This window comes from Thermodesulfovibrionia bacterium (genome assembly GCA_030646035.1).
Classification (GTDB): domain Bacteria; phylum Nitrospirota; class Thermodesulfovibrionia; order UBA6902; family UBA6902; genus JACQZG01.
Genome location: JAUSMY010000046.1, coordinates 34,137 through 48,269 on the forward strand (window position 1 = coordinate 34,137; position 14,133 = coordinate 48,269).

Sequence of the window (14,133 nt, forward strand, 5' to 3'; positions counted from 1 at the left end):
ATGAAGGTAATAGCTTTTTTAGGGAGTCCGAGGGTTAAGGGCAATTCAGAGCTTATGCTCAATGAGGCCATTCGTGCGATTGAGGGGGAAGGGCATACTGTCACGGTCTTCAGGCCGAGCAGGATGAAGATATCCCCATGCCTTAACTGCGGGGGATGTAATGAGGCTGGGATATGCGCGGTCGATGACGATATGGAGAAGGTTTACAGGGCGATCCGCGGAGGAGAGAGGTTTATCATCGCCTCGCCGGTTTTTTTCTTTGGCCTTACCGCCCAGGTCAAGGCATTGATAGACAGGTGTCAGTCTTTCTGGTGTGAGAAATATCTTCTTAAGAGGCCGATACCTGAAGGTGAGAATGGGAGAAAGGGATTATTGATGCTTGTCGGCGGCATGAAGAAGGAGATCGGGTTTAAATGCTGTGACGCAACTGCGACCGCATTTTTCAGGACGATCAATGTGCCTGAACATGATGTGCTTTGTTATCCGCAGGTTGATGCTAAAGGTGCGATAACGAGCCACCCTACCGCTTTAAAGGATGCTTTTGAAGCAGGGAAAAGACTCGTATCTTAAAAATGTAAAATTATAATTACAAAATCTCCCCTAACCCCTCTTTGCCTACCAAAAGTAGGTGCTTTAGGCAAGAGGGGAGCAGATGGAGTTATATTGAGAGCTTTCCTCTGTATGGGAAGACGTAATATCCCGGGGAGGTCTCATACTGCTTGATCAGTATCTTTTCAAATTCTTCAAGTTTGCCGAATTCAGGCATAAGCTCAAATACCATGTCTGCCGAGCGGTTCACTATCTTGCCTTTTGCGCGGGCATAACCCTTATCACCGTCAAGGCTCAGGGATGTTACTGTGATCTGATCTCTATTCGCAATTATTAAGCCCTGGGCTTTTCTGAATGAATTTATCAGCGGCAATATATCCAGCGCTCCGCCTTTCATACTGAGGCCTGTGACTGTGAACTTTGTTTCTGAGGAGTTGTTATTCAGTGTTGTCTCCGCAGAGAGGATACCGTTACAGTTGATGCCGAGATCTTTGAGATATTGGAGCGAGCTGATATCTATTCCGTCTGCTTTAATAACGCCTTTCCCTGCTTCTTTGAAGATCCCATTAATATGACCGCCTCCGATATTACCGTTCAGGTCAAGGCCGATATTCCCTTTATACAGGGAAAGGAGATTCATCTGAACTGCGATGTCAGAGGCGTTTATGATATGAGCTCCCCTTTGATCTATGGCGAGATCATCAATATGCAGAGAAAAAAAAAGCCCTTTCTCCAGCCCTGTTATCTTAACACCGGTATTTGCGCCTATTGATCTTGATATTGTTTGTTCGATCTTTTCTTTTATAAGATCAGTTGGAACAGAGATGTACCATATGAGAATGGTGAAAACAATAAAAGCGGCTGATGAATATAAAAAAATAAGAGATCTTCTCATGAGGATTCCGGCCCGGCCTATTGCGCCTTTGAAAGGAGTGAGACTGTGAGGTTCAGGCTGAAGATATCCTTATTTGCAAATGAAGTCTGCATATCGATAGATTTGACCTTCATCGGTTCAGGTGCTGAATCGATCTTGTAGAGAAAATTTACTATTCCATTGAGGTCTATATTCTTTATTTCAAGTTCCGCGTTCTCTTCAACATACTCATCAGCTCTTTTTTTGTCTGCCGGTTTGAGCTTTTCCGCTTTCATGCTCAGGCTGATTAGGATTTCATCAAGAGTTGCGACTATTCCTTTAGGGCTTGCTGACGCGATCTTTCTCTCTTTGCTTTCAACCAGCTGTTTGATCTCCATAATGCCGGCGCCTAACGAACTTAGCTCTGCAAGCTGGGCTTTGAGGGCATCTCTTTTTTTATTAACGCTGGTTATATGTGTTGAAATAACAATAATATAAACAAAAGCCGCTATTATGGCCGCAACAAGCACGACGGACTTTTTATTGGAAAGGATTAAGCTCATATAATCCTTTTTCATGATGCCTTCTCCTTCATAACTATGGTAAAGCTTATCTTATCGCCTGTAGTTGATGTGGAGTCAGTTACGCTTACGTTATCAAAGGATGCTGAGAGCGAGTTCTTCAGCGCCTCTACATCTTTGAATGCCGGGACGATGCCTTTGATGATAATGTTGTCTCCGTCCGCCCTGATCTCGTCCAGCGTGGCAAGGTCGTTTGTGATATCAGTGATCCTGCCCAGCATATCGAGAGGCGCTATGCCGCTGAGCATTTTTTTCTTGTTCTTCAGTATATTGACATTTGAAGTGAACTGCCTGGTGATATCAACGACCTTTGTGTCTTCAGGAAAAGTGCTCCGAAAAGCGCCTTCCACCTGGCTTATAAGCATGTTGTGTTCTCTGCTGATGAGCTTATACTTGAGCGTCAGGTTCACTCCGAAAATTATTAATAAAAGGAGAACCAGTAAAGCTGTTAAATTAGAGATATTTATAAATTTCTTAATGTCGCCTGTGAATGACAGATCTCCTCTTCTTATGTTAATGGAGGGATGGATAAGTTCTTCTCTTGCTGCATCAGCTCTTATCTCTTTATCCTGGGTCTGTGCCTCAAGTATCCGATCATAATTATTTCCGCTGAGCCTCAGATCCAATGATGTCACAACCTTCGGCTCAAGGCCTGCTGCAGTAAAGGTCTTGATAATAGCGTCAAGCTTTGCCTTTTCCATGCAGACGGCAAGCACCTTGCTGCCGGTATCAGAGGATGAAGTAACTATATGGTCTATGCAGTAGCCTGAAGTATCGCCTAAGAGCAGGCCTTCAAGTTCATAAGCGATGGTGTCTGATATCTTTTTCTCATCAGCAAACGGGAATTCCAGTTCACGCAGAGAGAGAAAGGCCGCGGGAAGGCTCAGGTAAATATAACTCATGCCGGATGCCTTCAGCGCTGCTAAAGCGCTCTGCTCCGGCTCGCCCTGAACAGGGATGGAGCTTGTGTTCTCAAGCGTCAGGCTGCTGCCCTTTTTCTGGAAGGTATAAAAGTGCAGTTCTTCGTCTGTCCAGTCTGCAAATCCTATCTTCAACTTATCCCTCTCTCCAGTAATGCACTTTAAGTGATGTATCCATTACGCTTTCGATTATCCTTGTAATCTCATGAGACCTTGCAATAGAGTATATCCTGAAGTAGTCACTTTTTATAGATATTTTACCAATCAGTTCTGATCTAACCCCTTGCGGCACTAAATTTTCTGGCAGACTTGTACTTTCAAAAGGAGCGGACTCCCTGTAACTGATTATATTGTTTGCCATAGTCTCTGTCATCTCCGGAGTAAGGCTCATTAAAACCGTCAGACTTGCAGTATTTATATTTATTTTACTTGTCTCATCTCCATAAACAGTAATAAAAGGAGATAATTTATTAAAGGTCTCAGTATCTATGCCTTTAATATATTTAAGCTCATCTACGCTCCATAAAGGCGCGTTCTTTGCTTTATCTTCAGAACCGCCGGGCATTGGCTCACTATCAGCGTCAATCCAGTCAGCGATAGAATAAGCAAGATTGGTGTTTATATTAAGGTATTCAAGCATCCTTTTCAAGATATCAAGTTTTTTGGCATCAGTAATTTTATTTATATTAAATTTTGAATTTTCGTCTTCGGCCTTTAAAATGAGAGAACTGTCAGGACCGAAATCTATCGGCACCGGAAGCGCTATATCTTTTGTGTGGGTATAATCTTTATCCTTAACAACTTTCAAGTATTCCGAGCTGAATGCCTGGCCTGACTTTGCTATAAGTGAAGCCCTTTGTGAATCGACCCAGTTTGCCACAGAAGATGTGTCGGTATATATCTCGTATGCGAATTCTACGACCAGCGTTGTTATCATCGCAACCAGAAGCAGGACTATAACTAGAGCCGAGCCTTTCCGGTTCTGATGGTTTAAGCATTTAATAGATATATTCGGGTTACTCTTCATCATAACTTCATTTTAATCACCGGCCTTGCATACTCCCTCAGGCTTACTATCTTTCCGTTGTCATCAAACGCTATGGTTACTCTTAACATGTCGGGTAATTTACCGGTCTCTTCAGCATCCCAGACCTTGACCCATTTCTTTTCAAATGAAGCTTCCACTGTAAGGCTCTCTATCCTGTTCATCATTTCGAGCGTATACCCTTTTGTCGGCTGAAAGGCCGGGCTCTCCTGCTTCATGAGCTTAAGGCTTCCTGCTTCTTCTTCAACATGGTATGAGATATTCAACGCTGTCCCTGTTAATGAAAATGATGTAAGGTTCAGATCTGACGCGTTCTTGCCGAATATGTCCTTGTCCTTAAAAGAGAATTGCGGCCTTGTTTCTGTCTTGCCTTCATTACCGGGAGCGCTGGGTTCAAAATACGAACTCTCTATCTCTCGCCTCATTATATCAAGGGCTGTCCTTGCCTCATGATATTTCATGGATATGTTATTGAACCTGTCAAGCGCGCGCTGAATGGAAAAGAATGTAGCGTATACCGCGCCGAGAACGATAACCAATATTGCAAGGCTTACCAGTAACTCTATGATCGTGAAGCCCTTTTTATCAGTATGCCGGAAGTTATTCATTTAATGGCCGTCTTTTTTAACCGCAAGTTTTCTGAGCAGAAACTCTTTATCGTTGCCCTTTATCACAGTCTTTAATTCAACTATCTCCTCAAATCCTGAACTGCCTATCGTGCTTTCGTAAGTGAAGCCGGTTCCTTCTATAACGCCGTTTGATTCCTGCCTGTCGAGTTCCAGTATCCCCAGTTTCTCCTTGGCCTGGAGCAGCATCTGTGTCTTTAATGCATTGTCAGAAGATACCTGAGCATGATAATTCACAGTATAAAGAGATACCGTAAGCGTAGCCCCTATGATAGCAAGCGCTATCATCACCTCAAGCAGGGTGAAGCCTTTGTTGAATTTATCAGACATTTTAAAGGATATAGCCTTCAAGTATTTTGCTCTTGCCGTTGAGATGGTTAAAGATGACCGTATACTCGATCTCGCTGCTTATAAGATGGATCACTATAGGTTCTTCAGGCCCGAGCGGGCCGAATTTTACAGTTACCTCTTTTGTTGTCAGCTCGCCGGCTGAAGGTATTAATACATCCTTGAACTTCACATCCTCTTTTGCCTTGAATGTCTTTCTCTCTGAACTGCCTTCAAAGCCCCATGAGCTGTTCTCAGGGTTGATCCTGAAGATATAGTCCTCTTTTCTTCCCATAGCCTGGTCGTAAACATACCTCATCGTGCTGCTTATATGTTTTGCCTCGGACTTAAGCGCGCTCTCGGGAGACTGCATGAATGAGGGCATGATCAATGCCGTGGCCAATGATATTATGAATATTACGACGATTAATTCGAGTAATGTGAAGCCGTATTTTTCATTCTTCATTTGATAGTTCTTTAACTCTTTCGCCTCAGGCGAATCAGCCGGGGCTGATAACCTTCAATTCTGGTTTACATCTCCCAGTTGATAATGTCTGCATCATACTCTTCTCCGCCTGGCTGTCCGTCTGCTCCGTAAGAGATGATGTCATAGTCGTTCTCAAGTCCCGGAGAGATGTAGACATATTCAAATCCCCATGGATCCGGTTTCATCCTGTTTGTTTCCAGATATCCTCCGGGCTTGTAGTTATCAGCCGTCCTGCCGATGGCTGGCTGCGATATCAGCGCCTGAAGCCCCTGTTCTGTAGTGGGGTAAAAACCGTTGTCTATCTTAAAGAGCTTTAATGCTGTTTCAAAATTCCTTATCTGCACCTTTGCCTCGATCACTCTTGCCTTATCTTCACTGCCGATAAACTTGGGTACTACGATCATGGCGAGTATACTCAGGATGACTAAAACTACCATGAGTTCAATAAGAGTGAAGCCGGCTCTTGCCGTATCTGTTATTTCATGCTTTTTGATTTTTCTATTCTGCATTTCAGTTACCCCTTTCAATAATTGTAATTTATTTTATCAGTTGGTTAAGCTCGAAGATAGGCAGAAGCACAGCTATAACGATGAAACCGACCACAAGCCCCATGAAAAGTATCAGGCATGGCTCAAGGAGAGCTATCATGCGCTGGAGTTTCTGGTCAAATTCCGCTTCATATGAATCTGCTATCTTTTTTAATACTTCAGATAGCCTTCCGGTCTGTTCACCTGTGGATATGATCTGCAAGATGGTCGGCGGGAAATCCTTCAGGCTATGAGAGAGGCTTGCCCCGTGGGATATCGATTCCTCTGCCGCCAGTATATTGTTCTTTAATCTGATATTCCCGATGGCGCGTGAGGTAAGCCGCATCGCCTTGAGAATAGGCAGGCCGCCTGAAAGCAGGAATGACATGGTCATTGAGAACCTCATCATATACAGGCTCATGAATACGCCTGTCGGGTCTTTCAGAAGCATTGAATCAATAAACTCTCTTTTGGATTCCTTTGCTTTCTTATAGAGAACTACGAGCCCTCCGGCAAGTATTAATAAGAGCCACCAGAAGTTCTGAAAGACTTTGCTTATTAATATGAGTAATCTGGTTATCAACGGGAGTGCGGCTTGGGTGTTCTCAAATATCTTGGTTATCTTCGGCACAACAAAGATAAAGAGGAATGTGACAACGATGATGCCTACACCTGCCATAAAGAGCGGGTATATCAGCGATGTCTGGACCTTGCTCTTTATCTTCGAATCAGTCTCAAGGAAATCTGAAAGTTTCAGCAGCACCTCCGGCAGTTTGCCGCTGCTCTCTCCGGCTGAGACCATGCCTGTGTAAAATTCCGGGAAGATGTCGCCGTACGCCTGCATCGCCTTGGAAAGCGACGCCCCTGCCGTGACCTGCTCTTTAATATCAATAAGAAGGCCCTTCCATACGCCTTTCTGTTCTGAAGAGATCGCCCTGAGGGCATCTATTAAAGGCACGCCCGCAGCAAGAGATATGGAAAGGCTTCTTGTGATTGAAGGGAGGTTTATCGGAGTGTATCTTCTGAAGAAGCTCTTTTTACTTGCGATGTGAGATTCGCTTATCTCTTTCGGCAGGATGCCGCCTGCCTTGATCTTGAATGCGGCATCTCTCTGGCTGTCAGCCTCAATGACACCGGTGATCTCTGAACCAGCTTTATTATAACCTCGATATTTGAATACCGGCATTTTATTATTGATGGATCAGGCAGGAAAAGATATTTCTGCTGCTGATCGTCATTCCTCGATATCTTTCTGGGTTACCCGTAAGACCTCTTCGATCGTGGTTATACCGCGCATGACCTTCTGCACCGCATTGTCCTTGAGCACCTTGAACCCTGCACTCATGGCACGGCTCCTGATACTCTGGGCATCTTTTCTCTCGACGGTCATCTTCCTTACTTCAGGGGTGATCTCAAGCAGTTCGTATATGCCTGTCCTTCCGAGGTAGCCCTTTCCAAGGCACTTGTCACAGCCTCTTCCGCGATAAAGTGAAACAGGAGGGGGATCAAGATTAAGATAAGCGATCTCCTGTGCAGTCGGCACATATGATTCTTTGCAGTGCGGGCATATAACCCTTACAAGCCTCTGCGCAAGTACGCAGACAAGTGAAGATGCCACAAGGAACGGCTCTATCCCCATATCAATAAGCCTGGTCAGGGCGCTTGGGGCGTCGTTTGTATGAAGCGTGCTAAGCACAAGATGCCCTGTAAGCGATGCATGGACAGCTATCTCAGCGGTCTCAAGGTCTCTTATCTCTCCGACCATCATGATGTCAGGGTCCTGCCTGAGGATAGCGCGCAGCCCGGATGCGAATGTGAGGCCGATCTTTGGATTAACATGCATCTGCCCTATGCCGGTCAGCTGGTATTCAACAGGGTCTTCGACAGTTATGATATTTCTCTCCTCGGTATTCAGCTTGAGAAGCGACCCGTATAGTGTCGTGGTCTTGCCCGAGCCTGTGGGGCCGGTGACCAGTATTATCCCATTCTGCCTTGCGAGGGCTTCTTTAAATGAGTTGAGTATCGAGTCGGTCAGGCCCAGCGCCTCAAGGCTCATGACACCTGCCTGCCTGTCAAGCAGCCTGAGAACAGCCCTCTCACCAAGTGCCGTCGGAATTATTGAGACCCTTATATCAATATCCTTGCCGCCTACAAGCAGCTTTATCCTTCCGTCTTGAGGAAGCCGTTTTTCTGCGATATCGAGATTTGCGATTATCTTTACTCTTGATATGAGCGCTTCCTGCACTATCTTTGGCGGGGAGAGTATCCTTCTGAGAATGCCGTCCACCCTTAACCTCACCTCGACACCTTTTTCATACGGCTCGATATGAATATCACTGGCGCGTTCTTTAACAGCCTCTAATAAAAGTGCGTTGATAAGGCGGGTGATGGGCGCTTCTTCGGTCAGTTCAAGAAGGTCTTTTGGAGATTCAAATTCAGTTGCGATCATTGAGAGGTCTTCACCTCTGATATCGCCCATGACTTTGTCAACTGTGCTTGTACGGCTGTATATCCTGTTGATAGCGTTAAGGATCATCTCTTTGTTCGCCATAACAGGATGCGGTTTGAGGCCGAGGTTTCTTGCAAGGTCTCTGAGGGCAGATATACCACGGTTGTCAGATACTGCGGCCAGAAGCTCTCCGTCCTGGCGCTTTAGTGGCAGAAAGAGGTTGCCCTTAACAAAGGATAGCGGCAGGTCATGGAGCAGAGAGAATTCAATCTCTTCATCTTCTATCCCGTCTATTATTTCCAAACTACCATCTCCTGCTGAGCCCGCTGAGCGTAGGTGTGTAGAGTCCGAAACGTTTAAAGTTATTTTCTTTCTCTTCAAGTGAGGATTCCGGAGAGGGGAGAGTATTAATCTTATCCGGATGACCGCCCTGTATATTCATTGTGTAATTAGGTTCGGCATAGATCACCTCCGGATAAGAGGTGAATTCTTCAATGGCTTCTTCGACATTCTGCTTTGGCCGGAGTTTTATATGGTAAATGTTCAGATCCTTTATTATGTTTATAACAGAGGCCCCAAGCTTTGATATGATCTCTTCAGAAGTCTTTTTCGAGACATCATCCCGAAACCTGACCAGAAGTTCGTCACGTATATATTGATTTTCCTCTGTAGCGAACGTCTTTTTCTTTGCGCTGGTGATATCCGTAAGCTGTTCTGCGTCTTTGATAACGTGCGGGGTCAGGAATAATAAAAGATTGGTCTTGGTCTTGGTTACCCCTTTATGTTTGAATAGCCAGCCCAACAACGGGATGTCTCCCATTATTGGGAACTTGGAAATGCTTTCTTCTTCCTTTTCCTGCATCAGCCCGCTGATGACAACTGTCTGCGCGTCTTTAACAATGATAGTTGTCTTTGTCGAGCGTTTTGTTGTAGTCGGCCCTACGGCTATAAGTATTTCATCAGATGCGTCTTTAACAGATGATATCTCCTGATAGACATTAAGCTTGACATAGTTGCCTTCTGTTATCTGAGGGGTTATCTTCAGGCTTATTCCAACGTCCTGCCTTTCGATATTTGTGCTGTATGTGCTTGCTACTGAATCGGCATTTCCCTCTCTTTTTGAGATGAACGGTACGTTTTCACCGACAATGATCTCTGCTTCTTCATTGTCTGCTGTCAGTATCTGCGGGGTTGAGAGGATATTAATAGCGTCCTTAAAGTCACTGAGGCTGAACAGGGCTGCAAAACCCGGTACGGTAATGTCTGAATCAGAGCCGACTGTTGAGCCTGGAAGAGTGAGAAAATTCCCCATCCCTCCAGCTGTGAATCCTGACAGGCCGTTGATTATGGCATCAACTGTAGTTAAGCTGATATTCCCGACTCCGCCGATGAAAACAGGTTCACCGTTATGCGTGGCAGCCGCTCTCCACTTTGTGCCTACAGCTTTAACTTTGTCTAAAGATGCCTCGATTATCATTGCTTCTACAAAGACCTGCTTCCTCTTCTTGTCCAGGGCCTTTATGATCTCGCTTATGTTTTTGTACTCTGAAGGAGAGGCAACGATGACAAGCGAGTTGGTTGCCTTGTCAGGAGTTATGCTTATTCTTAATGCAGAATCGGCCTGGGCATTTTTGGGATCTGATGTTGTCTGGCTTGCGGCCCGCGTGCTCTTGATTATCCCCTCAAGTACTTTTGCAAGATCTGTGGCATCTGCATGTTCGACAAAATAGATATTTATCTTTGAAGGCTCATCAAATGTCGGAGGCTGGTCTATTCTTTCAAGTATTTTGACCACCTTTTCAATATTTAGAGCTGAATCAACTATCATCAGGAGGTTGCGCGGACCAAAAACTGAAAGGTGCCCGTTCTTCGAGACAATAGGCCGGAGGAATTTCAGGGCATCTTCAGCATTAATGTTTTCGATGGCCAGTATCCTGGTAATATACCTCTCATCAACAGGCATTACATCGCCTGAAGATATCTCGCCGGACTGTGTTGCCTGTATAGACGGGACTATGGTGTATGTTTTTGTGCCTGCCGGTATTATCGTGAATCCCTTAAGGTTCAGTACAGATGTGAAAAGCGTGAAAGACTCCTCTATGGTCAGCTCTGTCGGCGCAATGATGGTTATCTTGCCTTTAATGGTTTCATCAAAAATAAAGTTGTCGCCGGTTATCTTGCTTATAAACTTGATGATGGTCGGGATATCGACATCAACAAAATTAAATGCTATCTTTGAGCCGTATCGCCCGGGCGTCTTTCCTGTTTCAGTGTCCTCCGCAAAAGATGAGTATGAAAGGAATATGAGCAAAACAGTAAAGAACGCTGAGATGAGGAATGATCTATTTCTATTTTTCATTAAGCTTCTCCTGGCTGCATGTTTGATTATGGTTATATCGTTTGATGATCATATCTATTTTATCTGATAGTTCAAGGACATCCTCTCATTGTTTCTTATTATATCAAGGTTGACGTTGTTAGTGCCTCTTAAAGCCGACATCGTCTGAATAGCAACCTCAGGGCTTGAGATCTCAAGACTGTTGACCCTTATGAGGACATCTCCGTTCTTCAGGCCGATGCTTTCATAAAGCCCGCCGGGTTTAACCTCGCTTATCTTATAGCCTTCCTGTTTGCCGTTAATGAAGTTAGGAAGAAGCCTTGCATCTGTCAGGATCTTTTCCGGATTGTTTATTGAGTCCTGAACCTGTTTCTTGTCTAATTGAAACTGCCTTTTGCCGACTTTTTTCACAAAGGGATCTGCAGAGCTGGTATTTTTATAGGCCTGATTATTGTCCGCCGGGTAATTAGTGAGATTGCTTAACGACTCAATGATTTTCAATATATGGGTGTTAGCGCCCTGTCTTATAACTACTGAATCGGTCAATATCTCATCAAGTGTTCCGTAATCATATATTGCATCTCCATGAGCAAAGACCTCCTGTTTGTTTGGGGATGTGATAGCATTGCCTTCGAAGACCGCATAACTCATATTTTTTTTACCGACTACCGTACCCACAAGGGTCAGTTCGGCAGGGGGAATCTCCTGCATATATGTTTCAGGCTTGAGATTCTCAGAAGGTGTGATCGTGTGAAATATCTTGGGAGAGCCGAAAGGGTTTTTAATTACGATTAAGGAATACTGCATTATATCGATAGGTTTTGCAGTATTTATCAATGCACTATTATCTAATGGCACAGAAGATATTCCGCTGTCTTTGTAGGCAAAGAAACTGATAAGAGCACGGGCAGTAAAAAGAGCTGCAATCAGAATAAGTGCAAGCAGAAAATAATTAATAAACCGCAGTTTTATTAGAGAGAATTGAAACATTAAATTAGATTAAACAATCGGCACCCTCATGTCAATAATAAATATGTATTAATAGCTTATATCCTCGCCTCTTTCAGAGCGTCCCTGCATCTGCAGCCCCTTTCATCCGGAATAAGCCGGAAGGTTTCCTTCAGAAGGAGTTTTATCTTTTCATTTGCATTACCCATAGCTTCCATGACTTCAGATACTGTCAATTTCCTCTTGCTGATGCCTGCGGCATAGTTTGCAACAACAGACAGGCCTGAATAGCATATTTCCAACTCTCTGGCAAGTGATGCCTCCGGCATTCCTGTCATTCCTACAATATCTCCGCCGAGAATACGGAAGCCTATTATCTCGCTCGCAGTTTCAAGCCTCGGCCCTTCGACCGCGACATAGGTCCCGCCGTTCTTTAAAGTTGTCTTTAAGTTTTCCCCGGCCTTTTGTATGACATTGCCGATTTCAGTGCAGTAGGGCTCTGTAAAGTCGATATGGACAACTCCTGTCTTCCCATCATAAAAAGTTGATATCCTGTTCTTTGTCATATCAATTATCTGGCTGGGGATAACAATATCTCCAGGCTTGAGGCTTCTTTTTATCCCTCCGACAGCGTTTACGGATATTATCGTGCTTACACCGAGTTTTTTGAATCCCCATATATTGGCGCGGTAGTTGATCATATGAGGCGGGATCGCGTGATGGCTGCCGTGTCTTGGCAGGAATACTACTTCTTTACCCTCTATCTCGCCAATTAAATATTTGTCAGAGGGTTTGCCGAACGGCGTGCTGATGCTTTTTTTGTTCTTTATCGCCAATCCCTGTATCTCATAAAGCCCGCTTCCGCCGATCACTCCGATCTTTGTCATGTATCCCCTCCTGATTATCTTTTTGTCAGAAAATATTATGTATAATAATACTCTTAATTAAACTTTACAGAAATAGTTTACAGAAATTTTGAGGCGCTGACAAATTGAAAAACATTCCGGAAGATCTTTTAAAGAGAATATTGCGCGATTCACTTTCCACAGGAGGTGATTACGCTGATATATTTGTCGAGCAGACAAATCCCCTGACCATCCAGCTTGAAGATAACAAAGTGGACAGGATCGTGTCAGGCGTAGATTCCGGGATCGGGTTAAGGGTGATATTCAACGGCAGATCGGCATATGCTTACACTAATGATTTCTCTGAGGCCTCCCTGTTTGAATTGAGCAGGGCTGTCAGGAGCGCCGTAACGGCAGGCAAGGCAAAAGTAGGTGAGATTGACCTGACAAGGGTTAACCCTTCGATTGATTTTAAAATGAAACTCCGCCCTGATACGGTCAGTATGGATAAAAAGATCCGCCTGCTTCAGGATGCTGACCGTGCCGCAAGAAGCGTCAGCAGTAAGGTCATTCAGGTAAAAGTGATATACAGGGATTCTGTTCAGAGGGTTACAATCGCATCTTCTGAAGGGGCCATTGCATCAGATGAACGGATTCATACGCTTGCGCTTGTGCAGGTAGTTGCTTCTGACGGAGATATTCTGCAGACCGGATACGAGCCTGTCGGAGGATTAAAAGGATTTGAGCTTTTTCAAGAGGTCTCTCTTGAAAATATCGCGGTTGAAACTGCGGAAAAGGCTGTGAGAATGCTTAGCGCAAGAAGGACTCCTGGCGGAAGGATGGCTGTAGTTATTTCTGCGGCGGCAGGAGGGACGATGATACATGAAGCGGTCGGCCATGGCCTTGAGGCTGACCTTGTACAGCAGGGGCTCTCTGTCTATGCAAACAAGATCGGAGAGGTTATAGCATCTCCGCTGGTGACTATAATTGACGATTCAACTCTTTCGGGCAGGAGGGGTTCATTCAGGTTTGATGATGAGGGAGCCCATTCACAAAGGACAGTTCTGGTTGATAAAGGAATTCTCAAAGGGTATATGTATGACAGGCTCACTTCGATGAAGGACGGAGTCAGCTCAACCGGCAACGGCAGGAGGGAATCATACAAGTCCAGGCCTATCCCGAGAATGACCAATACATTTATCGCATCAGGAGATGATGACCCTGCCGGTATTGTGAGGTCAGTTGAAAAGGGATTGTTCGTGAAAAAGATGGGAGGCGGACAGGTTAATACAGTTACCGGAGAATTTGTTTTTGAGGTATCAGAAGGCTATCTGATAGAAAACGGCATTATCGGTGAACCTGTCAGGGGAGGAACCCTTATAGGCAACGGCCCTTCGATCATTAAATCTATCGATATGGTCGGCAGCGATCTGGATTTTGCAATTGGCACCTGCGGCAAGGATGGGCAGGGCGTTCCTGTCTCGGATGCGATGCCTACCATAAGGATACCTGAGATGGTTGTCGGCGGGGAAATATAGTGTGCTTATTATATACACTATAGATGTATTAATGATACAACATATCAATTAATCCCATTGTTTTTTAAAGGAAATATTGTTGGTATGGGAATTGCATTAC

General features: G+C 44.7%; 15 protein-coding genes. 2 read left to right on the top strand and 13 right to left on the bottom strand.

The window, feature by feature from the left end; translation table 11 throughout:
- On the top strand, positions 1 to 570 hold the full coding sequence (locus tag Q7U10_07105; protein ID MDO8282375.1) for a flavodoxin family protein: 570 nt from the start codon (positions 1 to 3) through the stop codon (positions 568 to 570).
- Between the two features lie 88 nt (positions 571 to 658).
- Here Q7U10_07105 and gspN read toward each other — a convergent pair whose 3' ends face one another.
- The 13 genes from gspN to mtnP all read right to left on the bottom strand — a co-directional run bounded on the left by gspN (position 659) and on the right by mtnP (position 12,537).
- Complete coding sequence (gene gspN / locus Q7U10_07110; GenBank protein MDO8282376.1) at positions 659 to 1,444, bottom strand: type II secretion system protein GspN; 786 nt, start codon at positions 1,442 to 1,444, stop codon at positions 659 to 661.
- Between the two features lie 17 nt (positions 1,445 to 1,461).
- Entirely contained in the window at positions 1,462 to 1,980 is a 519-nt protein-coding gene (locus Q7U10_07115; protein ID MDO8282377.1) for a hypothetical protein, read from the bottom strand.
- Positions 1,977 to 3,038 carry a hypothetical protein gene (locus tag Q7U10_07120; GenBank protein ID MDO8282378.1) on the bottom strand — a complete coding sequence of 354 codons (1,062 nt, stop codon included), beginning with the start codon at positions 3,036 to 3,038 and terminating at the stop codon, positions 1,977 to 1,979. Before Q7U10_07120 ends, Q7U10_07115 begins: the two co-directional genes overlap by 4 nt.
- A gap of 1 nt (position 3,039) precedes the next feature.
- Positions 3,040 to 3,933 (bottom strand): type II secretion system minor pseudopilin GspK, encoded by an 894-nt coding sequence (gene gspK / locus Q7U10_07125; protein ID MDO8282379.1) that lies wholly within the window; start codon positions 3,931 to 3,933, stop codon positions 3,040 to 3,042.
- The gene (locus Q7U10_07130) at positions 3,930 to 4,556 is read right to left on the bottom strand and encodes a prepilin-type N-terminal cleavage/methylation domain-containing protein (GenBank protein MDO8282380.1); all 627 of its coding nucleotides are present in this window, start codon (positions 4,554 to 4,556) and stop codon (positions 3,930 to 3,932) included. Before Q7U10_07130 ends, gspK begins: the two co-directional genes overlap by 4 nt.
- Positions 4,557 to 4,904 (bottom strand): prepilin-type N-terminal cleavage/methylation domain-containing protein, encoded by a 348-nt coding sequence (locus Q7U10_07135; GenBank protein ID MDO8282381.1) that lies wholly within the window; start codon positions 4,902 to 4,904, stop codon positions 4,557 to 4,559. It lies immediately after the preceding gene.
- 1 nt (position 4,905) lies between these two features.
- Entirely contained in the window at positions 4,906 to 5,367 is a 462-nt protein-coding gene (locus Q7U10_07140) for a prepilin-type N-terminal cleavage/methylation domain-containing protein (protein ID MDO8282382.1), read from the bottom strand.
- A gap of 65 nt (positions 5,368 to 5,432) precedes the next feature.
- Positions 5,433 to 5,897, bottom strand: coding sequence for a type II secretion system major pseudopilin GspG (gspG, locus tag Q7U10_07145; GenBank protein ID MDO8282383.1), 465 nt, complete (start codon positions 5,895 to 5,897; stop codon positions 5,433 to 5,435).
- Between the two features lie 28 nt (positions 5,898 to 5,925).
- A complete protein-coding gene (locus tag Q7U10_07150; protein MDO8282384.1) occupies positions 5,926 to 7,101 on the bottom strand; it encodes a type II secretion system F family protein in 1,176 nt (391 codons plus the stop codon).
- A gap of 48 nt (positions 7,102 to 7,149) precedes the next feature.
- A complete protein-coding gene (gspE, locus tag Q7U10_07155) occupies positions 7,150 to 8,667 on the bottom strand; it encodes a type II secretion system ATPase GspE (protein MDO8282385.1) in 1,518 nt (505 codons plus the stop codon).
- Between the two features lies 1 nt (position 8,668).
- Complete coding sequence (locus Q7U10_07160) at positions 8,669 to 10,723, bottom strand: secretin N-terminal domain-containing protein (protein MDO8282386.1); 2,055 nt, start codon at positions 10,721 to 10,723, stop codon at positions 8,669 to 8,671.
- Between the two features lie 54 nt (positions 10,724 to 10,777).
- Positions 10,778 to 11,692 carry a type II secretion system protein N gene (locus Q7U10_07165; protein ID MDO8282387.1) on the bottom strand — a complete coding sequence of 305 codons (915 nt, stop codon included), beginning with the start codon at positions 11,690 to 11,692 and terminating at the stop codon, positions 10,778 to 10,780.
- A gap of 56 nt (positions 11,693 to 11,748) precedes the next feature.
- Positions 11,749 to 12,537 (bottom strand): S-methyl-5'-thioadenosine phosphorylase, encoded by a 789-nt coding sequence (gene mtnP, locus Q7U10_07170; GenBank protein MDO8282388.1) that lies wholly within the window; start codon positions 12,535 to 12,537, stop codon positions 11,749 to 11,751.
- Between the two features lie 104 nt (positions 12,538 to 12,641).
- On the opposite strand from mtnP, the gene Q7U10_07175 reads away from it, so the two are divergent.
- The gene (locus tag Q7U10_07175) at positions 12,642 to 14,033 is read left to right on the top strand and encodes a TldD/PmbA family protein (protein ID MDO8282389.1); all 1,392 of its coding nucleotides are present in this window, start codon (positions 12,642 to 12,644) and stop codon (positions 14,031 to 14,033) included.
- Positions 14,034 to 14,133: the final 100 nt, after the last annotated feature.

Coding starts and splice junctions, on each gene's coding strand:
- Q7U10_07160 (MDO8282386.1), bottom strand. CDS start 10,723: ATGAAAAATAGAAATAGATCATTCCTCATCTCAGCGTTCTTTACTGTT.
- Q7U10_07105 (MDO8282375.1), top strand. CDS start 1: ATGAAGGTAATAGCTTTTTTAGGGAGTCCGAGGGTTAAGGGCAATTCA.
- gspN (MDO8282376.1), bottom strand. CDS start 1,444: ATGAGAAGATCTCTTATTTTTTTATATTCATCAGCCGCTTTTATTGTT.
- Q7U10_07165 (MDO8282387.1), bottom strand. CDS start 11,692: ATGTTTCAATTCTCTCTAATAAAACTGCGGTTTATTAATTATTTTCTG.
- gspK (MDO8282379.1), bottom strand. CDS start 3,933: ATGATGAAGAGTAACCCGAATATATCTATTAAATGCTTAAACCATCAG.
- Q7U10_07140 (MDO8282382.1), bottom strand. CDS start 5,367: ATGAAGAATGAAAAATACGGCTTCACATTACTCGAATTAATCGTCGTA.
- Q7U10_07135 (MDO8282381.1), bottom strand. CDS start 4,904: ATGTCTGATAAATTCAACAAAGGCTTCACCCTGCTTGAGGTGATGATA.
- Q7U10_07115 (MDO8282377.1), bottom strand. CDS start 1,980: ATGAAAAAGGATTATATGAGCTTAATCCTTTCCAATAAAAAGTCCGTC.
- gspG (MDO8282383.1), bottom strand. CDS start 5,897: ATGCAGAATAGAAAAATCAAAAAGCATGAAATAACAGATACGGCAAGA.
- mtnP (MDO8282388.1), bottom strand. CDS start 12,537: ATGACAAAGATCGGAGTGATCGGCGGAAGCGGGCTTTATGAGATACAG.
- Q7U10_07130 (MDO8282380.1), bottom strand. CDS start 4,556: ATGAATAACTTCCGGCATACTGATAAAAAGGGCTTCACGATCATAGAG.
- Q7U10_07150 (MDO8282384.1), bottom strand. CDS start 7,101: ATGCCGGTATTCAAATATCGAGGTTATAATAAAGCTGGTTCAGAGATC.